We start from the raw sequence: 19,215 nt of genomic DNA, 5'->3' as shown, positions 1-19,215 counted from the left end.
TGCAGCGGTCTGCGGCCCGTGTCGCAGGATGATGCGCGGGTCGATCTCTGCGCGCTGATCGCGCAATCCGCAGCGCATTCCGGACGGCGGGTCGATGTGCTCGCCAAGATCAGGGGCGCGAGCCACTACGCTGCCGTGATGTACGACGAGGGATGCTCGGAATCGGTCGTGGCGCTCGACATTCCGGCCAGGTTGCAAGGTCGCGCCGATGTGGACGAAGTCATGAAACGGGTATGGGCCGGGTATCCCCAGCCGTCGGCGAAAGCAACACAAATCGAAGTTTCCGGGACGTTTGAATTCGTGCCGGATGAGGTGCCGTCGCGTTATATCGTGGTGCGCAGCCTGCGCTTGGCGACGCCCGAACCCCACGATTGATCTGGATTTTCGCCTGCTATCGGCCACGGATCATTGCGCGCGGACTGTGGCGGGGGACCAACGCGCGGCCAGCAAAGCCGGCCATTCAGCAGCGCGAGGTTTATTTCGCCCCCTGTGCCCGCGACAATAGCCACCCCAAGCCGCGCCCCCGAGCCGGCCGCGGCCCGGCCGCGTACCCCCCATCCCCGCCGCATCGCCCCTGGAGGCCCCGTGTCCATCGTCCGCATGACCGACCTAGATCTCGCCGGCAAGCGAGTGTTGATCCGCGAAGATCTCAATGTCCCCATCGACGACGGCCGCATCACCTCCGAGCAGCGCATCCTCGCCGCCCTCCCGACGCTGAAGCTGGCGCTGGAGAAAGGCGCAGCGGTGATGGTGACCTCGCACCTGGGCCGGCCGAAGGAAGGCCAGTGGAGCGAGGCCGATTCGCTCGCGCCGGTGGCTAAGCGCCTGTCCGAACTGCTCGGCATCGAGGTGCCGCTGATCAAGGATTGGGTCGGCGGCGTCGAGGTCCAGCCGGGCCGGTTGGTGCTGCTGGAGAATTGCCGCATGAACGTCGGCGAGGGCAAGGACGACGAAGCCCTGTCGAAGCAATACGCCGCGCTGTGCGACGTGTTCGTCATGGATGCGTTCGGCACCGCGCACCGCGCGCAGGCCTCGACCCACGGCGCGATCCGTTTCGCCAAGACCGCCGCCGGCGGCCCGCTGCTGATGGCCGAGCTCGACGCGCTGGCCAAGGCGCTGGACAACCCGGCGCGGCCGCTGCTGGCGATCGTCGCCGGCTCCAAGGTCTCGACCAAGCTGGAACTGCTGTCCTCGCTGGTGTCTAAGGTCGATCAGCTGATCGTCGGCGGCGGCATCGCCAACACCTTCATCGCCGCGATGGGCCACAGCGTCGGCAAGTCGCTGGTCGAGAACGATCTGATCGACACCGCCAAGAAGATCATGGCCGACGCCAAGGCGCGCGGCGCCGACATCCCGGTGCCGACCGACGTGGTCGTCGCCCCGGCCTTCGCCGCCGACGCGCCGGCCACGGTCAAGGCGGTCGACGCGGTGGGCGCGGACGACATGATCCTCGACATCGGCCCGGACACCGCCGCGCGCTACGCCGAAATGATCGCCCAGGCCGGCACCGTGGTGTGGAACGGCCCGGTCGGCGTGTTCGAGTTCGACGCGTTCGGCAAGGGCACCGAAGTGCTGGCGCGCGCGATCGCCGCGTCGAAGGCGTTCTCCATCGCCGGCGGCGGCGACACGCTCGCGGCGGTCGACAAGTACGGCATCGCCGAGGAGGTGAGCTACATCTCCACCGGCGGCGGCGCGTTCCTGGAATTCCTGGAAGGCAAGGAACTGCCGGCCGTGGCCGCGCTCAAGCAGCGCGCGGGCTGAGCGATGAGCGCGACGCAACCGGTGTTGTTCTTCGATCTCGACGGCACCCTGATCGACTCTTCGGTCGGCATCACCCGCTCGATCGCGTATGCCTTGGAAACCATGCGCCATCCGGTCCCCGACGCGCAGGCGCTGCGCGCGTGGATCGGTCCGGCGCTGCGCACCAGCTTTCTGCCGCTGCTGGGCGACGAGGACAAAGTCGAGCAGGCCGTGGCGCTGTATCTGGAGCGCTACGGCCGCGAAGGCTGGACCGAGCACAGCGTCTACGACGGCATCGCCGATCTGCTCGACGGCTTGCGCGCGGCCGGTTACCGCATGGCCGTGGTCACCGCCAAGAACGAGAACAACGCGCGCAAGATCCTCCAGCATCTGCCGTTCGGCGCGCACTTCGAGGACATCGTCGGCTGCACCGACGACGGCCGTCTGACCCATAAGGTCGAGCTGATCGCCGAAGCGCTGAGCCGCTTCGGCCTGGCGCCGGCGCAGTGCGTGATGATCGGCGACCGGCGCATGGACATCGAAGGCGCGGCCCAGCACGGCATGGCCGGCGTCGGCGTGCTGTGGGGGTTCGGCAGCGAGCAGGAGCTGCGCGAAGCCGGTGCGCGGAGTATCGCCGCCGCGCCGGCGCAGTTGCCGGAATTGCTCGCCGCCTGAGTTCCGCGCGAGCGTGGAAATAACGAAGCGGCCGCATCGCGGCCGCTTTTTTTTTGCGCAACCGCCCGTTCGTCGCCGGGCGCGCGCGCCGCAGCGGTTGTGCGATTGCGGTCACGCCGCCGCCGCGCGCGGCGATGCGAACGCGCGTGCTAGCGTCGGTGGGCGGCCAAGGAGGCCGCCTACCGGAGTAACGAGCGATGAGCCGTATGCTTCAAGCCGCCGCCCTGAGCGTGCTGGTGTCGCTGATGGCGACCAGCGCCGTATCGCTGCCGCGCTATCCGCCGCTGGCGCCGGGTTACGAGCGCGACTTCTACGACGACCAGGGACGCGTGGTCGGCCATTGGGTCAACGATTGCGACAACGAGCACTTCAGCCAGTGGGGCGTCACCACCGGGCGCTGGAAAGATTCGCCGACGATCTGTTTGTAAGCTTTGCGACAGGAAAGGGGCTCGAGTCCGATGCCGCAATGCGGCATCGCGATTCGAGCCCCTTCCGCATTCGCGCGTTTTGCGCATGCGCCAACGCGGCCAAAAGCCAAACCAATCACGCTTGCACAAACGCATGACAGCGCGCATGACAGCCGCGTTCCCCCGGCGCGTCCGCGCTCGGCTAGGTTGCTTGCGCGGCGAATGAGCGCCGCGAACTCGGGAGAGCAACAGCATGCGTCGTATCGGATTCTTCGCCGCGGCCTTCGCCGTGGCGCTGGCGGGCACCGTGTCGTTCGCCGCCGTCGCCAACAGCTGGCAGGGCACCTGGATTTACTACAACGCCGAAGGCGCGCAGATCGGCAAGTGGACCGCCGGTTGCGGCGCCGCCGACGGCCGTTGGGGCGACACCAGCGGCAGCAACAAGCGCTTCACTCAGGGCTGCGCGGTCGAAAGCTGAGCCCGTCCGCCGGCCGCGCCCGCCATCGCCGCGACGAGGCGGTGCGCGTGCGGCCGGTTTCTTCCTACTGATCGAAGGAGTTCGAGTCATGCGCAAAGCCGCTCTCGCAGTCTTCGCCCTGGTCCTGGCCGCCGGCGCCGCCCTCGGCGTACACGCCGCACCGCCCTACCAGGGATACACGATCCGGTATTACGACGCCGCCGGCGAACTCGTCGGCGGGGCCTCCGCGCAATGCAGCGGGCAGTATCTGCAATGGGGCATCACCACCGAACGTTACGAGCGCACGACCTGGGTCTGCGACTGACCGTTTCGCTGCCGCGCGCCCGCCGCGAGCCCGTGATCGCGGCGCCGGCGCGCGGCGCGACCTTGTCGTTTTGGGGAGGGGCCAGGAGCGGACCGCCAAGGGACCGGCGCGATGGGAGGGGCTTCGGTCCCGATGCTTCGGTCCCGAGCCGCGAAGGCGGGAACGAGCGCGTCGGAGCGAAGCTCCTCCCACGATTTCGCCGGTCGGCGCCGCGCCGGTTTCGCTCGGCGCGCGCTTACGCCGCGCCGCCCGCGAAGCGCTTGCGGTAGTCCGCCGGCGTCACTCCGACCTGCCGCGCGAACGCGCGCCGCAAGGCGTCGGCATCGGAGAAGCCGCAGTGCGCGGCGACTTGCTTGGGCGCCTCGCGCCCTTGTTCCAGCCGCTGCCGCGCCGCGCCGACGCGCGCCTGCTCGACCCACGACGCCGGCGACACCCCGACTTCGGCGCGGAACAAGCGCGAGAAATGCCGCGGACTCAAGCCCATGCGTTCGGCCAGCCGCGCCACGCTGTGATCGAGCGCGGGATGCGCCGCGATCCAGCGCTGCAACTCCTGCAATGCCGCGCGCCCGGCCGGCACCGCGTCGCCGCCGCGGCTGAACTGCAGTTGCCCGCCGGGCCGCTTGAAGAACATCACCAACTGGCTGGCCACGCGCATGGCGAGGTCGCGGCCGAGATCTTCTTCGACCAAGGCCAAGGCCAGATCGAGCCCGGCGGTGACGCCGGCGGCGGTGCGCACCGGGCCGTCGCGCACTTGGATCGCGTCGGCTTCGACTGCGACGCGCGGAAAGCGCTGCGCGAGCTGCGCGGCCACCGCCCAATGCGTGGTCGCGCGGCGGCCGTCGAGCAAGCCGGCCGCGGCGAGCAGGAACGCGCCGCTGCACACCGAACCGTAACGGCGCGTCTTCGGCGCGCGCAGGCGCAGCCAGTCGATCAGGCGGCGGTCGGACGGCAGTTCCGCGGCGTTGGGGCGGCCGGCGACGAGCAGCGTGTCGATGGGCTCGTCGGCATCGCGGCCGATCACCCGGTCGGGCAGCAAGCGCGCGCCCGAGGAACTCGCGAGCGGGCCGGCCTGCGCGGCCACGATCCACAGTCGATAGACCTCGCGCCCGGCCTGCGCGTTGGCTTCGGCGAACACGTCCAGCGGCCCGGACACGTCGAGCAACTGGACGCCGGGCAGGGCCAGCATCGCCACGGTTTTGGTCTTCGCGCGCATCGGCGTCCGCTTCGTCCGGGTTTGTCCTAAATTTAAGTATTGCGCGAATTGAGGACGGGCGGAGGCGTTCCTAAGCTGGAATCCCCAGTCGCAGGATTCCCGCCATGTCCGTCCTTCCCGCCGCCGCCGCGGTTCCCGACAGCGCGCTGGCGCGCGCGATCACCGAGTTCGTCCGCGATACCGAAACCGAACTGCTGTTCAACCATTCCAGCCGCGTCTACCAGTTCGGCGCGCTCGCCGGTTTGCGCGAGGGCCTGAAGTTCGACCGCGAACTGCTCTACGCTGGCGCGATGTTCCACGACGTCGGCCTGATGCCGAGCTACAGCAGCGCCGATGAGCGCTTCGAGGTCGACGGCGCGCATGCCGCGCGCGATTTCCTGCTCGCCCACGGCATCGGCGAGCAGGACGCCTACACCGTGTGGACCGCGATCGCGCTGCATACGACGCCGGGGATTCCCCAGCACATGCACCCGGTCGTGGCCCTGGTCACCGCCGGCGTGGAGATGGACGTGCTCGGGCTGGCCTACGAGCGCTACCCGCAAGCCGAGCGCGAGGCGGTCGTGCGCGCGTTCCCGCGCACGCCGAAGTTCAAGGAGGACATCCTGCAGGCGTTCTACGACGGCATCCGGCACAAGCCGCAGACCACCTTCGGCAACGTCAAGGCCGATGTGCTGGCCGATAAGGATCCGCAGTTCCGGCGCGGCAATTTTTGCGAGGTCATCCGTTGCTCGCATTGGCACGGCTGAGATTGCGCCGGGGCCCGCGCAAACGCGCGGGCTCCGGCGATCCCGCGTTGCCGCGTTCTCAGCGCGCCGTCGCCGCCGCGTTTTCGCGCAGCTTCAGCCAATCGGCCGCGAGCAAGCCCAAAAGCTCGCTGTCGGTGACCTTGTCGCCGACGAAAAAGCTTTCGCGCAGCACGCCTTCGGTCACGAACCCCAGGCGGTGCAGCAGCGCGCGCGAGGGCAGGTTGTCGGGATCGATGCTGGCGTCGATGCGGTGGAAGCCGGCCGCGTCGACCGCCCAATCCAGCGCCAGCCGCACCGCTTCGCTGGCCAGGCCGCGGCCCCAGTGGGCGGGATTGAGGGCGTAGCCGATCTCGGCGCGGCGGTGCGCGGGGTCGAAGCGGAACAAGGTGCAGGTGCCGACCAGGGCGTCGTTCTCGTCGGCGATGGCCCAGTTGATGAGCTTGCGTTCGGCCGCGCTGGCGAGGATCTGGGCGATGCGCTCTTGCGCTTCGCCGATGTCTTGCATCGGCGGGCGGCTCCAATAGCGGGCGACGCGTTCGTCGCCGAAGATCGCGAACAGCGCCGCGTCGTCGCTCTCGCGCGGGCCGCGCAGGCGCACGCGCGGGCCTTGCAGCTCGGGAAAGCCGTCGAGGGCGGAGATGAAATCGGAGATGGCCTGACTGCGCGGCGAAAGCGGTGACGACATGGGAGTTCCGATACGGAAGAAGTGGAGGATGAGTCGGTGGCTGCGCGGCGACGATGCGGTGCGGTACGTGAGGACGGGCCCGGACTTCCGCGCCGATGATTGCACGGACGTTGCAGCGTCGAGGTCGTGCGAACGTGTCGCCCATAGCACGGCCAAGGCCGCGCAATGCGCCCAAGCTATGCTAGCGTGGCCGGCAGTCCAGAGAGTCCGCCATGTCTCAGTCTCACAGCCCGCGACGCACCAAGATCCTCGCCACGCTCGGCCCGGCCACCGACCCGCCGGGCGTGCTCGACGCCCTGCTCAAGGCCGGCGTCGACGTAGTCCGCCTGAATTTCTCTCATGGCGATCCGTCCTCGCAAGTCGCCCGCGCCCAGGCCGTGCGCGAGGCCGCGCAGCGGGTCGGCGTGGAAGTCGGCATCCTCGCCGACCTGCCGGGGCCGAAGATCCGCATCGAGCGTTTCGCCGAGGGCCGCGTGCTGCTCAAGGCCGGCGACCGCTTCGACCTGATCGCCGCGGAAAATCCGCCGCCGGGCAATCTGCGCGAAGTCGGCGTGAGCTACCTCGGCCTGCCGGGCGACGTCGCTCCAGGCGATGTGCTGCTGCTCGACGACGGCCTGCTGCAACTGCGCGTAGGCGCGGTCGACGGCGACCGCATCGTCACCACCGTGCTCAACGACGGCGCGCTGTCGGACCGCAAAGGCCTCAACAAGCTCGGCGGCGGCCTGTCGCTGGGCGCGTTGACCGAGCGCGACAAGGAATTGATCGGCGTGGCCGCGCAGATCGGCGTGGACTTCATCGCCGTCTCGTTCTGCCGCAACGCCCAGGACATGAACGACGCCCGCCGCATCGCCCGCGAAGCCGGCAGCGACGCGGCGCTGGTGTCGAAGATCGAGCGCGCCGAGGCGATCGAGAATCTGGCCGAGATCGTCGACGCCAGCGACGTGGTCATGGTCGCGCGCGGCGATCTGGGCGTGGAGATCGGCGACGCCGAACTGCCGGGCCTGCAGAAGAAGATCATCCGCGAATCGCTGGCGCGCAACCGCGTGGTGATCACCGCGACGCAGATGCTGCAGTCGATGGTCGACAACCCGATCCCGACCCGCGCCGAAGTGCTCGACGTCGCCAACGCCGTCATCGACGGCACCGACGCGGTGATGCTGTCGCAGGAATCGGCCGCCGGCCGTTACCCGGTCAAGGCGGTGGAGGCGATGTCGCGCATCTGCCTCGGCGCCGAGCGCCAGTTCGACCACGACACCGACTTCGAGGCCGCGCCGCGCAACCTCGAGCGCGCCGATCAGGCCATCGCCATGGCGGCGATGTTCCTGTCCGAACACATCGGCGTGCGCGCGATCGTGGCGATGACCGAATCCGGCGGCACCGTGCGTTTTCTCTCGCGCTTCCGCTCGAACGCGCCGATCTACGCCTTCTCGCGCCACGCCGGCGCGCGCCGGCGCATGGCGCTGATGCGCGACGTGTACCCCATCGACTTCGACAGCCGCGGCATGGCCTCGCGCGACGCCGCGCGCAACGTGGTCAAGCAGTTGTTCGACTCGGGCATGCTCGGCGTGGCGGAGCGGGTGATCTTCACCAGCGGCGACACGATGGAGCAGCACGGCGCGACGAATACCTTGCGGCTGCTGCAGGTGGGCGAGGGCGGCGCGGCCGAGGGATTGGGCGAGCTGTAACGCGCAGCGTCGGCACCCGACTGTAGGAGCGGCGCGAGCCGCGACCGCGACAACGCAATCACGACGAAAGTTGCGTCGTAGCTGCGTTGTCGCGGTCGCGGCTCGCGCCGCTCCTACAGAGGGGGATTCGCCGCGGTGCGCGGGGCGGGAAGGCCCGCTTCTTGGGAAGGCGGGCTTCGGGAGGCGGCGCTTGCGCGAACCGCTGCGGGGATCGCGGCTTACGCCGCTCCTACCCCGGTGGATCGATCGCGCGGGTCGCCGGCGCTCAGACGCCGACGTAGCCGCCCTGGTACACCGACTTCCACTGGCCGCTCTTGCGCGTCCAGATCTGATAGCTCACGCCTTCGTACTGGCCGACCTGAAAGATCAGCTCCGGCACGCTGTCGCCGTCGAGGTCGAGGCGGTCGAAGAAGCGCGGGGTTTCCAGCCCGTCGCCGGCGTTGGACGCGTTTTGGCTGCCGACCACGCGGTAACCGCCCTTGCCGTCGCCTTCGACGATCGCGGTCGCGGCGACGCTGGTGTCGCTCATGTCCGGGCCGGCCGGGGGCAGGTTCCAGATCACGGTCGCGACGGTCACCGGGCCGGCGCCGCCGGCCTCGAAGCTGTGGATCTCCAGGCCCAGGTCGCGCTCGTGATCGGGCTTGGCCTTGAGCGCGCGCTCGATCTGCGCGCGCTCGACTTTCTGCTGGCGCAGGCCCGCACGCAGCGCTTCCTCGGCGGCCTTGCGCGCGGCCGCGGGCACCGCGGCGACGGCGGGCTTGGCGGCGGTGGCGGGGAAGTTGGCGGCCAGGCCGCGGGCGTCGTCGCTGCGCGCGGTGGCCGGCGCGATCCGCACCAAGGCTTCGCCGCTGACGTCGGACAGCGGCTGGTCGAGCACTTGCGCGACGCCGTCGGCGCCGCCGTTGCGGAAGTAGTGCAGGCCGCGCAGCGGCGGGAAATAGCGGGCGCTGTCACCGGCTTCCTGATAACGGCCGTCGTCGCCGATGCGCGCGATCGGGGCGGCGTAGCCGCGGTCGATCACGAACAGCAGCTTGGGCTCGCCGCTCAGGCGCTCGGGCTTGGGGTCGAGCAGGCGGTCGCGGATCGCCGCGGCCTTGCGCGCGCCCTCGGCGTCGCCGGAGGCGGTCAGCGCGTCGATCAGCAGTTGATGGCCGCGCGCCTGATACGGTGTCAGCGCGACAATGCGCTCGGCCACGGTCTTGCGCTGGTCCGGCGCGGCCGCGGCGTAGTCGGCGTTGAGCGAGGCCAGCGTCGGCGGCTTGGCCTGCAGCAGGTCGGCGCGGATCCAGCCGACCGACGGCGAGGGTTGCTCGGCGCTGGCGCGCACCCAGCCGTCGCGCTCGCATTCGATCTTGACCGGCTCGGCGATGGGAATGCGCGCGACCAGCCCGCCGTCGGCGCGCGGCACCGGGCGCATGAAGGCGCCGGTGACCGCGACGTAGCGCGTGCCCGACTTCGGCACGGCCTTGCACGCGGCCAGCGCGGCGTCGTATTCGGCGTCGGCGTGGGCGCTGGAGGCGAAGCCGGCGGCGGCGAGCAGGGCGAGCTGGAGCAGGGGGCGAGCGGGCAACGGCATGGCGCAGTCCTTAGCGTGAAAAATCCGGGAGCGCAGGCTAGGCGTTGCGGCTTGCGGGCGCAATCGCGCGGGCGGTCCGTTCGGCGGCGCGCGCGCGACGGTCGAGCGCGCGCCCCGCCGGCACCGCCGCGCATCGCGCGGTCGGGTCGGAGCGAGGCGATCCGCGCAGCGCCGGCCGGCGATCGACTGAACGGGCGGCCGGCGTCCGCACCCGCGCCGGTTGCTATCGATGCCGCCGCCGTTTGAAAACGGTTACCGCCAAAACTGGGCGCAAGTACCTGATTCGGAAGGCGGGCCAAGGGGCAAGGTTCACCGTCAGCGGCTATAATCGCGGGCTTCCCACCGCTGCCGCAGGATCTCCATGAGCATCGAACAGCTTGCCGAAACCGCCCAGGCCATGGTCGCCGCGGGCAAGGGCATCATCGCGATCGACGAGTCGACGACCACCATCGCCAAGCGTTTCGCCGGCGTGGGCATCGAGAACACCGAAGAGAATCGCCGCGCCTACCGCGAGCTGCTGCTGGCCACGCCGAAGCTCAACGAATACATCTCCGGCGCGATCCTGTTCGACGAAACCCTGCGCCAGTCGACCAAGGCCGGCGTGCCGTTCGCCAAGCACATGGCCGACCACGGCATCATCCCGGGCATCAAGGTCGACAAGGGCCCGCAGCCGCTGGCCGGCTTCCCGGGCGAAGTGGTCACCGAAGGCCTCGACGGCCTGCGCGCGCGCCTGGAGGAGTACTACAAGCTCGGCGCCCGCTTCGCCAAGTGGCGCGCGGTCATCAACATCAGCGACGACATCCCGTCGGGCACCTGCATCGAAGCCAACAGCCACGCGCTGGCGCGCTACGCCGCGCTGTGCCAGGAGCAGGGCCTGGTGCCGATGGTCGAGCCGGAAGTCATCATGGACGGCAGCCACGACATCGACACCTGCTTCGAAGTCACCGAAGTCACCCTGCGCTCGCTGTTCGGCGCGCTGTACGAGCACAGCGTGCTGCTGGAAGGCACCATCCTTAAGGCCTCGATGGTCGTGCCGGGCACCACCGCCGCCGAGCAGGCCAGCGTCGAGGAAGTCGCCGCGGCGACCCTGCAGTGCCTGAAGTCGACCGTGCCGGCGACCCTGCCGGGCATCGTGTTCCTGTCCGGCGGCCAGTCCGACGAGGCCGCCACCGCGCACCTCAACGCGATGAACCAGATGGGCCCGAACCCGTGGCCGCTGTCGTTCTCCTACGGCCGCGCGATGCAGTCGGCGGCGCTGAAGCTGTGGTCGCAGGATCTGGTCGCCAACTACGCCAAGGCTCAGCAGACCGTGTACGAGCGCGCCAAGGCCAACGGCCTGGCCGCGCTGGGCCAGTGGAAGTCGGCGGCGTAAGCTGCGGCTTCGCGGTCCTGAAAAACGCCGGCCTCGCGCCGGCGTTTTTCGTTTTGGGGCGGGCGGTCGGCTTTTGCAGTAGGGCGGCAGGGCGGTCGGCGCGGTGTCGGTGCGTGCGTCGTTTGCCGTGTCGTGGCGCGGGCGGTTCCGCCGATGGAGCATTCGTAGAAGTCGGGACGGTGCCGGTTGCTGTTCGAGTTTCAGCGGGTGTCGGATCGCGGCGGGGTTTTCTCCGCGATCCGGTCGAGTCAGAGTGCAGACCGAGGTTTCGTGTCGCTTCGGCGCATGCGGCTTCGTGTCGAGGCGGTTCGTTTCAGCAGTGCTGTTTCCTTCCAACTTTTTCCCGGACCCGCTCATGGAAACCCAGTGGCTCGCTTTCTCCGTCGCCGCGCTGATGCTCACGCTGATGCCCGGCCCCGACACCTTCCTGGTGATCGGCAACTCGCTCGCCGGCGGCGCGCGCCGCGGCCTCGCCGCGGCGGCCGGCACCACCAGCGGCGGGCTGTTCCATGTGGCGTTGTTCGCGTTCGGCGTGACCCAGTTGTTGATGTATTCGCCGCAGGCGTTCTGGACGGTGAAGATGCTCGGCGCGCTGTATCTGGCGTATCTGGGCGTCAAGGCGCTGCGCTCGGCGCTGAAGCCGCGCGCCGAGGCGCCGGCGGCGGCCTTGGCCGCGCCCGCGACCGGGCTGTGGCGCGCGTTCGCGCAGGGCGCGCTGACCAACGCGCTCAATCCGAAGATCGCGATGTTCTATCTCGCGTTCCTGCCGCAGTTCCTGGCGCCGGGTCCGCATATGGCGCGCGATTCGATGCTGATGATCGGCCTGCACTACGCCATCGGCGCGGTGTGGCTGACGGTTCTGGCGCTGGCCTCGGCGCGGATGGCCGGGACGATGCGCAGCAGCAAGGTGGCGCGGGCGCTGGACGGGGCGATCGGCACGATGATGTTGGGGTTCGGAGCGCGCTTGGCGTGGTCGTCGCGGTGATGCGCGGCTAGGCTGGGGCGGTCGTATCGAGTGCAAGGAGCGCGGTGATGGCGTCGGATGAAGCATCGGAGTTGTTCGTTCCGCAACAGGCGGATGCGCTGATTCGCAGTCGGCGCAAGATCGAAGCGGTTCGCGAGGTGTTGGATGCGAATCCGGGCGCGTCGCTGAAGGCGGCCAAGGACGCGGTCGAGGCGCGCGAGGAGGCCTTGCGCGCAGGCGCCGGAGCGATGGCGGCGCCGGGGCCGGCGGCGGTTGCCGATGCCGGGGACGGTTTGCCGCCGGAGGCGGTCGAGGCGGTGCGGCGCGGGCAACCGATCGAGGCGATCAAGCACGTGCGCGAGGCCTATGGCGTGGATCTTCGGACCGCGAAGGAGCGGGTCGAGGCGTATGCGCGGGGACATTCGGGCGCGGCCGGGCATGGTTTGCCGCCGGAGGCGATCGAGGCGGTGCAGCGCGGGCGGACGGTCGAGGCGATCCAGCATGTGCGCGAGATTTATGGCGTGGATCTGCGGACCGCGCAGGAGCGGGTCGAGGCGTATGCGCGCAGGGATTTGGGCGCGGCCGGGCAAGGCTTGCCGCCGGAAGCGATCGAGGCGGTGCGGCGCGGGCGCTTGATCGAGGCGATCAAGCACGTGCGCGAGGCGTATGGCGTGGATCTTCGGACCGCGAAGGAGCGGGTCGAGGCGTATGCGCGGGGCGAGTCGGGTGCGGCCGGCGGCGAGGGCGCGCGCGTCGGCGAGGCGGCGTCGCAGCCGGCGCATTTGCCCTCGGATGTGGTCGCCTTGTTGCATGGCGGGGATCGGGGGGCGGCTTGCGAGTTGTTGGAGCGCAAGTATTCGGTGGCTACGGGCGATGCGTTGCGGCGGATCGTTGAGTATGAAGTTGCGCGGAAGGGGCGGGGGTTGGGAGGGGGGGCGGGGGCTACGGTCGGGCGGGGGGATGGGAATGGGACGATGATGTTTTGGGCGGTGATGGTGGCGGTTGCTGTGGTGGTGGTTTGGTGGGTGATGCGTTGAGTGTGGGGTGGTTTTGTCGTTGTTGTTGTTGTTGCGGGTGATGACGAGCTGCGATCAAGAGCGTTCCGTCCGCAAGCGGCCGGGTCACTTTCTTTGTCTTGCCAAAGAAAGTAACCAAAGAAAGGCGCTTTCCTTGTTTTCGAATCAAGAGCCACTAGGGCTCAGCGTTGCGCGGGGCCGCGCCATAAGGGTCATCCTGACCCATGGCGCGCGTGCGCATCCATGCGCACGCCCTCCGGGGCTGCGGGGCGTGGGCTTCGGTCGGAGATCCGTCAAGGCGAACGGCAACAGCAACAGCAACAGCGGTGCTTGCCGTGTCGTGCGGATAGGGTGATTGCGCCGTTGTTGCGTTTTCGCGGTCGCAGCTTGCGCAGCTCCTACAGTCGGAAACGAAACCGGCCGGAGATCCTGTAGGAGCTGCGCGAGCTGCGACCGCGACAATTCGACTACGACGGAAACTCCATCGCAGCCGATGATTCATCGCGGCTCACGCCGCTCCTACGGCGACTTCGTCACTCCAACGACGCCAACCATTCGTCGTCGCTGCCTTCGTTCACGCCCTCGAACAGGAACGTGCTGAGGTAACGCTCGCCGGTGTCCGGCAGCATCGCCAGGATCGTCGCGCCGGGTTCGGCGTTCTGCGCGACTTGCAACGCCGCGGCCATCGTCGCGCCGGCGGAAATGCCGACGAACAGGCCTTCCTCGGAGGCCAGGCGGCGCGCGGTGTCGCGGGCGAGGACGTCGTCGACGGGCAGGACCTCGTGCGCGGCGTCGCGGTTGAGCACGGCGGGGATGAAGTCCGGGGTCCAGCCTTGGATCTTGTGCGGTTGCCATTGCTTGCCGCTGAGCAGCGCGGCGCCGGCGGGTTCGCTGGCGGTGATGCGCACTTCCGGGCGCGCCACGCGCAGCATCTCGGCCACGCCGGTGAGGGTGCCGCCGGTGCCCCAGCCGGTGACGAAGTGGTCGAGGCGGCGGCCGGCGAAGTCCTGCAGGATCTCGGCGGCGGTGGTGTTGCGGTGGAACGCGGGGTTGGCCGGGTTCTCGAACTGGTGGGCGAGGAACCAGCCGTGCTTCTCGGCCAGTTCGGCCGCGCGCCGGACCATGCCGCTGCCGCGTTCGGCGGCCGGCGACAGGATCACCTTGGCGCCGTAGGCGCGCATCAGCTTGCGCCGCTCGATCGAGAAGGTTTCGGTCATCACCGCGACGAAGCGGTAGCCGCGCGCCGCGCACACCATCGCCAGAGCCACGCCGGTGTTGCCCGAGGTCGCTTCGATCACGGTGTCGCCGGGCTTGAGCTGGCCGCGCGCCTCGGCGTCGAGGACGATCGCCAGCGCCAGCCGGTCCTTGACCGAGCCGCCCGGATTGAACGCCTCGACCTTGGCGTAGAGGGTGACGTGGCCCGGCGCGAGCCGGTGCAGGCGCACCACCGGGGTGCGGCCGATGGTCTGCAGGATGCTGTCGTAGATCATGGCGGACGGCTCCGAGGGGGAAGTCTGGAGTATGCCCCCGGCCGCGCACCGCGACCGTGCCGGCGGCCGTTGCGGCGCGGCAACACCGCGGCGCGCGGCTTTGCCGAATTTGGGGTGACGGCGGTCAACCAATGGCCCACGCGCACGTTCATACGCGACCGCTAGAATCGCGCGGCTTCGCCGTCCGCCCGGACGGCCCGCGCGGCGCCCCTTAGGGAGAGGGACGCCGCTCCGATCCGCGCCATCGCCTTCGGGCCCGCCCCGTTCAGAGAACCGCATGCGACCACGTTCCGCCCTTCGTACCGGCTGTTTCCTCGCGCTCGCCCTGGCCCTGGCGGCCTGCGGCAAAGGCGGCCAGCCGCAGGCCGGGCATGGCGGCGGCGGTCCCGGCGGCGGACAAGGCGACCGGCCGACGCCGGTGACGACCGAACAGGTGCATCTGCGCGCCTGGAACGACACCGTGCAGGCGCTGGGCAACGTCAAGGCGCGCGAGTCGATCACGGTCACCGCCAAGGTCAGCGAGATCGTGCAGAGCGTGCATTTCGACAGCGGCGACCACGTCGCCGCCGGACAGTCGCTGGTCACCCTCAGCGGCAAGGCCCAGCAGGCCGCGCTGGCCCAGGCCGAGGCCGCGGCCAAGGAAGCCGAGCAGCTGTATCAGCGCCAGACCGAGCTCGCCGCGCAGCAGCTGATCGCGCGTTCGGCCTTGGACACCCAGCGCGCCACTCGCGACACGACCCGCGCGCGGGTCGAGCAGATGAAGGCCGACATCGGCGACCGTCAGGTGCGCGCGCCGTTCGCCGGCGTGCTCGGCATCCGCCAGGTCAGCCCCGGCTCGCTGGTGACGCCGGGCACGGCGATCGCCACGCTCGACGACACCGAGCGCGTCTACATCGATTTCCCGGTGCCGGAAACTCTGCTCGCGCGCGTGGCCAAGGGCCAGCGCGTGAGCGGCACCAGCGCCGCTTACGCCGGCAAGCGTTTCGAGGGCGAAGTCGGCACGGTCGACGCGCGCGTCGATCCGGCCACGCGCGCGGTGATCGTGCGCGCCGATTTCCCCAACCCCGGCCATCTGCTGCGCCCGGGCATGCTGGTGCAGGTGACGCTGTTGCAGCCCGAGCGGCAGGCGCTGCTGGTGCCGGAGATTTCGGTGGTGCAGGTCGGCGCCGACGCTTACGTCTACCGGCTCAAGCCCGACGCCACGGTCGAGCGCGCCGACGTGCAGGTCGGCTCGCGCCGCGAAGGGCTGGCGGAAATCACCGACGGCTTGAAGATCGGCGACACCATCGTCGTCGACGGCACCGGCAAGCTGCGCGCCGGCAGCAAGGTGCAGGCGGCCGGCGCGCAGACGCGCGAGGCCGGCGCGCCGACGGATGCACACAAGGACGGCCGCAATGGCTGAGGCGGCGCGGGCGTTGAAGGCGCGGGTGCTGAAATTGCTGCGTGCCGTGGTGCCGGCGGTCCAGCCGAACGAGGGCGGCCCGACGCGCGACGGAAGCGGCCGCGCGCCGGTCTACGTCCCGGCCAAGCGCGGCGCGCCGACGCGCCGCGGCGGCGACGGGACCCCGCGCCGATGAAGCTGTCCGACGTTTCCATCCGCCGGCCGGTGTTCGCCACGGTCATGAGCCTGTTGCTGATCGTGCTCGGCGTCATGGCGTTCTCGCGCCTGACGTTGCGCGAACTGCCGGCGATCGATCCGCCCATCGTCTCGGTCGACGTGACCTATCCCGGCGCCTCGGCGGCGGTGGTGGAAACCCGCATCACCCAGGTGCTGGAAGACGCGCTGGCCGGGATCGAGGGCATCGAGACCATCGAATCGCGCAGCGTCAACGGCCGCGCCTCGGTCAGCATCGAATTCACCTTGCAGCGCGACATCGAGGCCGCCGCCAACGACGTGCGCGACGCGGTCAGCCGGGTCATGGACCGCATGCCCGACGAGGCCGATCCGCCGGAAGTGGAGAAGGTCGAGAGCGACGCCGACCCGGTGCTGTGGCTCAACATGAGCTCGAAGAAGATGGACACGCTGCAGTTGTCGGATTACGCCGACCGCTACATCGTCGACCGTCTGTCCTCGGTCGACGGCGTCGCCCAGGTCCGCATCGGCGGCCAGCAGCGTTACGCCATGCGCATCTGGCTCAACCAGGACGCGCTGGCCGCGCGCGGCATCACCGTCAACGAAGTCGAGAACGCGCTGCGCTCGGAGAACGTCGAGCTGCCGGCCGGGCGGATCGAATCGCAATCGCGCGACTTCACCCTGCGCGTGGCGCGCAGCTACCAAAAGCCGGCCGACTTCGCCCAGATCCCGCTGAAGAAGGGCGCCGACGGCTACGTGGTGCGCTTGGGCGACGTGGCCAAGATCGAACTGCAATCGGCCGAGCGCCGCGCCTACTACCGCAGCAACGGCGAGCCGAACATCGGCTTGGGCATCGTCAAGACCTCGACCGCCAACAGCCTCGACGTCGCCCGCGCAGTGCGCGCGGAAGCCGACAAGATCCGCCCGACCCTGCCCGAAGGCACCGACATCTTCGTCGCCTTCGACACCACGGTCTTCATCGAATCGGCGGTCGAGCGCGTCTATCACACGCTGATCGAAGCCATCGTCCTGGTGCTGATCGTGATCTGGCTGTTCCTCGGCAGCTTCCGCGCCGCGCTGATCCCGGCGGTGACGGTGCCGGTGTGCCTGATCGCCGCGTTCATTCCGCTGTACGCGTTCGGCTTCTCGATCAACCTGCTGACCTTGCTCGCGCTGGTGCTGTGCATCGGCCTGGTGGTGGACGACGCGATCGTGGTGCTGGAGAACATCCAGCGCCGCGCCGACCTCGGCGAGCCGGCGCTGGTCGCGGCCGCGCGCGGCACCAAGCAGGTCGCCTTCGCGGTGATCGCCACCACTGCGGTGCTGGTGGCGGTGTTCCTGCCGGTGGGCTTCATGGAAGGCAACACCGGGCGTTTGTTCCGCGAGCTGTCGGTGGCGCTGGCCGGCGCGGTGGCGCTGTCGGCGTTCGTGGCGCTGACCCTGACGCCGATGATGTCGTCGAAGTTCGTGCGTCCGCACACGCAGGAAAAATCCAACCCGGTCAACCGCTGGATCAACGCCCGCCTGGACGCGCTGAGCCAGGGCTATAAGCGCCTGCTCGACCGTTCGGTCGAACGGCCGTGGCTGTTCGGCGCGCTGATGCTGGCGTCGCTGGCGCTGAGCTTCGGCCTGTTCAAGTTGGTGCCGTCGGAGCTGGCGCCGCAGGAGGATCGCGGCTCGTTCCAGATTTCCATCCTCGGCCCGGAAGGCGCGGGCTACGACTACACGGTCAAGCAGGTGCAGCAGGTCGAGAAGATCGTCGCCGCGCACACCGGCCCGAACGAGACCATCCAGCGCTACAACCCGCGCGTGCCCGGCGGCTTCGGCGCCAGCGAGGAGATGCACACCGGCCGCATCGCGGTGTTCCTGCAGGATTGGGACAAGCGCGAGAAGAGCACCGCGCAGGTCGCCGACAGCCTGCGCGGCGAACTCAGCCAGCTCACCGGCGTGCGCGCGATGCCGCAGGTCGGCGGCGGGCTGGTGCGCACGCGCGGGCAGCCGGTGCAGATCGTGCTCGGCGGCCCCGAATACGCCGAACTGGCGCAATGGCGCGACCGCATCCTGGCCCGGATCGAGCAGAACAAGGGCTTGTTCTCCGCCGATTCGGACTACAAGGAAACCCGGCCGCAGATGCGCGTGGAGATCGACCGCCAGCGCGCCGCCGACCTCGGCGTCAGCGTCACCGACATCGGCCACGCGCTGGAAACCCTGATGGGCTCGCGCCGCGTCACCACCTTCGTGCAGAACGGCGAGGAGTACGACGTGATGGTGCAGGCCGACCGTGAGCTGCGCGCCTCGCCGGCCGATCTGGCCGCGATCCAGGTGCGCGCGCGCGACGGCGCGCTGGTGCCGCTGTCGAATCTGGTCACGCTCAAGGAACTGGCCGAGGCCGGCAGCCTCAACCGCTTCAACCGCCTGCGCTCGATCACCGTCAGCGCCGGCCTCGCGCCGGGCTACACCATGGGCGAGGCGGTGGCCTGGCTCAACCAAGTGGTGGCCGAGGAACTGCCCGACCACGCCCAGATCGACTGGAAGGGCGAATCGCGCGAATACCAGAAGGCCGGCGGCGCGGTGCTGATGACCTTCACCCTGGCGCTGCTGGTGGTGTATCTGGTGCTGGCCGCGCAGTTCGAGAGCTTCATCCACCCCTTCGTCATCATGCTGACCGTGCCGCTGGGCGTGCTCGGCGCCTTGCTCGGCCTGTGGATGACCGGCGGCACGCTGAATTTGTTCAGCCAGATCGGCATCGTGATGCTGGTGGGCTTGGCGGCGAAGAACGGCATCCTGATCGTCGAATTCGCCAATCAGTTGCGCGACGAAGGCCGCAGCATCCATCAGGCCATCGTCGAATCCTCGGCGGTGCGCCTGCGCCCGATCCTGATGACCTCGATCGCCACCGTGGTCGGCGCGGTGCCGCTGGTGCTGGCCGGCGGCCCGGGCTCGGCCAGTCGCGCGACCATCGGCATCGTGGTGATCTTCGGCGTGTCGTTCTCGACCCTCCTGTCGCTGTTCATCGTGCCGGCGTTCTATGTGCTGCTGGCGCGCTTCACTAAGTCGCCGGAGGCGGTGGCGCAGGAACTGGAGCGATTGGAAGAGGAAACGCCGCAGGTCGGCGGGCACGCTTAGCCGCGCTCGCCGGCTCGCGTGTCGCGTAGGAGCGGCGTAAGCCGCGACCGCGACAACGCGGCCGCGCTGCTGGTTTCGTCGTAGCCGCGTTGTCGCGGTCGCGGCTTACGCCGCTCCTACCGTCGGAAACGAGACCTTCGGGGGGCCGGACGGCGTCGACCGCCG

18 protein-coding genes are annotated in these 19,215 nt (G+C 69.6%); 14 read left to right on the top strand and 4 right to left on the bottom strand.

Features of this window, described 5'->3' with window-relative positions; genetic code table 11:
• The first annotated feature begins 18 nt into the window (after positions 1–18).
• The 6 genes from J5226_RS24650 (at position 19) to J5226_RS24625 (ending at position 3,604) form a co-directional block, all read left to right on the top strand.
• The gene (locus tag J5226_RS24650) at positions 19–375 is read left to right on the top strand and encodes a hypothetical protein (RefSeq protein WP_215837721.1); all 357 of its coding nucleotides are present in this window, start codon (positions 19–21) and stop codon (positions 373–375) included.
• Positions 376–585: 210 nt separating this feature from the next.
• Positions 586–1,761, top strand: a complete 1,176-nt coding sequence (locus J5226_RS24645) for a phosphoglycerate kinase (RefSeq protein WP_215837720.1) — start codon at positions 586–588, stop codon at positions 1,759–1,761.
• Positions 1,762–1,764: 3 nt separating this feature from the next.
• Positions 1,765–2,415, top strand: a complete 651-nt coding sequence (locus tag J5226_RS24640; protein WP_215837719.1) for an HAD hydrolase-like protein — start codon at positions 1,765–1,767, stop codon at positions 2,413–2,415.
• A gap of 197 nt (positions 2,416–2,612) precedes the next feature.
• Positions 2,613–2,843 (top strand): DUF6289 family protein, encoded by a 231-nt coding sequence (locus J5226_RS24635; protein WP_215837718.1) that lies wholly within the window; start codon positions 2,613–2,615, stop codon positions 2,841–2,843.
• 232 nt (positions 2,844–3,075) lie between these two features.
• A complete protein-coding gene (locus J5226_RS24630) occupies positions 3,076–3,300 on the top strand; it encodes a DUF6289 family protein (protein WP_215837717.1) in 225 nt (74 codons plus the stop codon).
• An 88-nt stretch (positions 3,301–3,388) separates the two neighbouring features.
• Positions 3,389–3,604: a DUF6289 family protein gene (locus tag J5226_RS24625; protein ID WP_215837716.1), complete on the top strand. Its 216-nt coding sequence runs from the start codon at positions 3,389–3,391 to the stop codon at positions 3,602–3,604.
• Between the two features lie 235 nt (positions 3,605–3,839).
• Here the strand turns inward: J5226_RS24625 and J5226_RS24620 are convergent, their stop codons facing one another.
• The gene (locus tag J5226_RS24620; protein ID WP_215837715.1) at positions 3,840–4,817 is read right to left on the bottom strand and encodes a helix-turn-helix domain-containing protein; all 978 of its coding nucleotides are present in this window, start codon (positions 4,815–4,817) and stop codon (positions 3,840–3,842) included.
• A 104-nt stretch (positions 4,818–4,921) separates the two neighbouring features.
• On the opposite strand from J5226_RS24620, the gene J5226_RS24615 reads away from it, so the two are divergent.
• Complete coding sequence (locus tag J5226_RS24615) at positions 4,922–5,563, top strand: HD domain-containing protein (protein WP_215837714.1); 642 nt, start codon at positions 4,922–4,924, stop codon at positions 5,561–5,563.
• Positions 5,564–5,621: 58 nt separating this feature from the next.
• On the opposite strand, the gene J5226_RS24610 is transcribed toward J5226_RS24615, so the two are convergent.
• The gene (locus J5226_RS24610) at positions 5,622–6,248 is read right to left on the bottom strand and encodes a GNAT family N-acetyltransferase (RefSeq protein WP_215837713.1); all 627 of its coding nucleotides are present in this window, start codon (positions 6,246–6,248) and stop codon (positions 5,622–5,624) included.
• Between the two features lie 212 nt (positions 6,249–6,460).
• Between J5226_RS24610 and pyk the strand changes: the two genes are divergently transcribed.
• The gene (pyk, locus tag J5226_RS24605) at positions 6,461–7,933 is read left to right on the top strand and encodes a pyruvate kinase (protein WP_215837712.1); all 1,473 of its coding nucleotides are present in this window, start codon (positions 6,461–6,463) and stop codon (positions 7,931–7,933) included.
• A gap of 265 nt (positions 7,934–8,198) precedes the next feature.
• On the opposite strand, the gene J5226_RS24600 is transcribed toward pyk, so the two are convergent.
• Complete coding sequence (locus J5226_RS24600; RefSeq protein ID WP_215837711.1) at positions 8,199–9,509, bottom strand: hypothetical protein; 1,311 nt, start codon at positions 9,507–9,509, stop codon at positions 8,199–8,201.
• Positions 9,510–9,870: 361 nt separating this feature from the next.
• Between J5226_RS24600 and J5226_RS24595 the strand changes: the two genes are divergently transcribed.
• The 3 genes from J5226_RS24595 (at position 9,871) to J5226_RS24585 (ending at position 12,882) form a co-directional block, all read left to right on the top strand.
• Positions 9,871–10,881 (top strand): class I fructose-bisphosphate aldolase, encoded by a 1,011-nt coding sequence (locus tag J5226_RS24595; RefSeq protein ID WP_215837710.1) that lies wholly within the window; start codon positions 9,871–9,873, stop codon positions 10,879–10,881.
• A 355-nt stretch (positions 10,882–11,236) separates the two neighbouring features.
• Positions 11,237–11,866: a LysE family translocator gene (locus tag J5226_RS24590; protein WP_215837709.1), complete on the top strand. Its 630-nt coding sequence runs from the start codon at positions 11,237–11,239 to the stop codon at positions 11,864–11,866.
• Between the two features lie 47 nt (positions 11,867–11,913).
• Positions 11,914–12,882, top strand: coding sequence for a hypothetical protein (locus J5226_RS24585; RefSeq protein WP_215837708.1), 969 nt, complete (start codon positions 11,914–11,916; stop codon positions 12,880–12,882).
• A 512-nt stretch (positions 12,883–13,394) separates the two neighbouring features.
• On the opposite strand, the gene cysK is transcribed toward J5226_RS24585, so the two are convergent.
• Positions 13,395–14,351, bottom strand: coding sequence for a cysteine synthase A (cysK, locus tag J5226_RS24580; RefSeq protein WP_215837707.1), 957 nt, complete (start codon positions 14,349–14,351; stop codon positions 13,395–13,397).
• A 277-nt stretch (positions 14,352–14,628) separates the two neighbouring features.
• Here cysK and J5226_RS24575 point away from each other — a divergent pair, with 277 nt between their 5' ends.
• From J5226_RS24575 to J5226_RS24565, 3 genes are read left to right on the top strand one after another with little or no spacing between them, the layout of a single operon-like run.
• Positions 14,629–15,753, top strand: a complete 1,125-nt coding sequence (locus J5226_RS24575) for an efflux RND transporter periplasmic adaptor subunit (RefSeq protein ID WP_215837706.1) — start codon at positions 14,629–14,631, stop codon at positions 15,751–15,753.
• Positions 15,746–15,928: a hypothetical protein gene (locus J5226_RS24570; protein ID WP_215837705.1), complete on the top strand. Its 183-nt coding sequence runs from the start codon at positions 15,746–15,748 to the stop codon at positions 15,926–15,928. The genes J5226_RS24575 and J5226_RS24570 overlap by 8 nt, the downstream gene beginning before the upstream one ends.
• Positions 15,925–19,050 (top strand): efflux RND transporter permease subunit, encoded by a 3,126-nt coding sequence (locus J5226_RS24565; RefSeq protein WP_215837704.1) that lies wholly within the window; start codon positions 15,925–15,927, stop codon positions 19,048–19,050. The genes J5226_RS24570 and J5226_RS24565 overlap by 4 nt, the downstream gene beginning before the upstream one ends.
• Positions 19,051–19,215: the final 165 nt, after the last annotated feature.

This window comes from Lysobacter sp. K5869 (assembly GCF_018847975.1).
In the GTDB taxonomy this organism is placed as follows: Bacteria; Pseudomonadota; Gammaproteobacteria; order Xanthomonadales; family Xanthomonadaceae; genus Lysobacter.
This window is presented reverse-complemented; position numbering and strand designations above follow the sequence as displayed.

What these genes read in the sequence shown, in the direction of transcription:
- J5226_RS24610 (WP_215837713.1), bottom strand. Translation starts at nt 6,248, where the DNA reads ATGTCGTCACCGCTTTCGCCGCGCAGTCAGGCCATCTCCGATTTCATC.
- J5226_RS24600 (WP_215837711.1), bottom strand. Translation starts at nt 9,509, where the DNA reads ATGCCGTTGCCCGCTCGCCCCCTGCTCCAGCTCGCCCTGCTCGCCGCC.
- J5226_RS24570 (WP_215837705.1), top strand. Translation starts at nt 15,746, where the DNA reads ATGGCTGAGGCGGCGCGGGCGTTGAAGGCGCGGGTGCTGAAATTGCTG.
- J5226_RS24575 (WP_215837706.1), top strand. Translation starts at nt 14,629, where the DNA reads ATGCGACCACGTTCCGCCCTTCGTACCGGCTGTTTCCTCGCGCTCGCC.
- pyk (WP_215837712.1), top strand. Translation starts at nt 6,461, where the DNA reads ATGTCTCAGTCTCACAGCCCGCGACGCACCAAGATCCTCGCCACGCTC.
- J5226_RS24635 (WP_215837718.1), top strand. Translation starts at nt 2,613, where the DNA reads ATGAGCCGTATGCTTCAAGCCGCCGCCCTGAGCGTGCTGGTGTCGCTG.
- J5226_RS24590 (WP_215837709.1), top strand. Translation starts at nt 11,237, where the DNA reads ATGGAAACCCAGTGGCTCGCTTTCTCCGTCGCCGCGCTGATGCTCACG.
- J5226_RS24620 (WP_215837715.1), bottom strand. Translation starts at nt 4,817, where the DNA reads ATGCGCGCGAAGACCAAAACCGTGGCGATGCTGGCCCTGCCCGGCGTC.
- J5226_RS24565 (WP_215837704.1), top strand. Translation starts at nt 15,925, where the DNA reads ATGAAGCTGTCCGACGTTTCCATCCGCCGGCCGGTGTTCGCCACGGTC.
- J5226_RS24595 (WP_215837710.1), top strand. Translation starts at nt 9,871, where the DNA reads ATGAGCATCGAACAGCTTGCCGAAACCGCCCAGGCCATGGTCGCCGCG.
- J5226_RS24585 (WP_215837708.1), top strand. Translation starts at nt 11,914, where the DNA reads ATGGCGTCGGATGAAGCATCGGAGTTGTTCGTTCCGCAACAGGCGGAT.
- J5226_RS24615 (WP_215837714.1), top strand. Translation starts at nt 4,922, where the DNA reads ATGTCCGTCCTTCCCGCCGCCGCCGCGGTTCCCGACAGCGCGCTGGCG.
- J5226_RS24640 (WP_215837719.1), top strand. Translation starts at nt 1,765, where the DNA reads ATGAGCGCGACGCAACCGGTGTTGTTCTTCGATCTCGACGGCACCCTG.
- J5226_RS24630 (WP_215837717.1), top strand. Translation starts at nt 3,076, where the DNA reads ATGCGTCGTATCGGATTCTTCGCCGCGGCCTTCGCCGTGGCGCTGGCG.
- J5226_RS24625 (WP_215837716.1), top strand. Translation starts at nt 3,389, where the DNA reads ATGCGCAAAGCCGCTCTCGCAGTCTTCGCCCTGGTCCTGGCCGCCGGC.
- cysK (WP_215837707.1), bottom strand. Translation starts at nt 14,351, where the DNA reads ATGATCTACGACAGCATCCTGCAGACCATCGGCCGCACCCCGGTGGTG.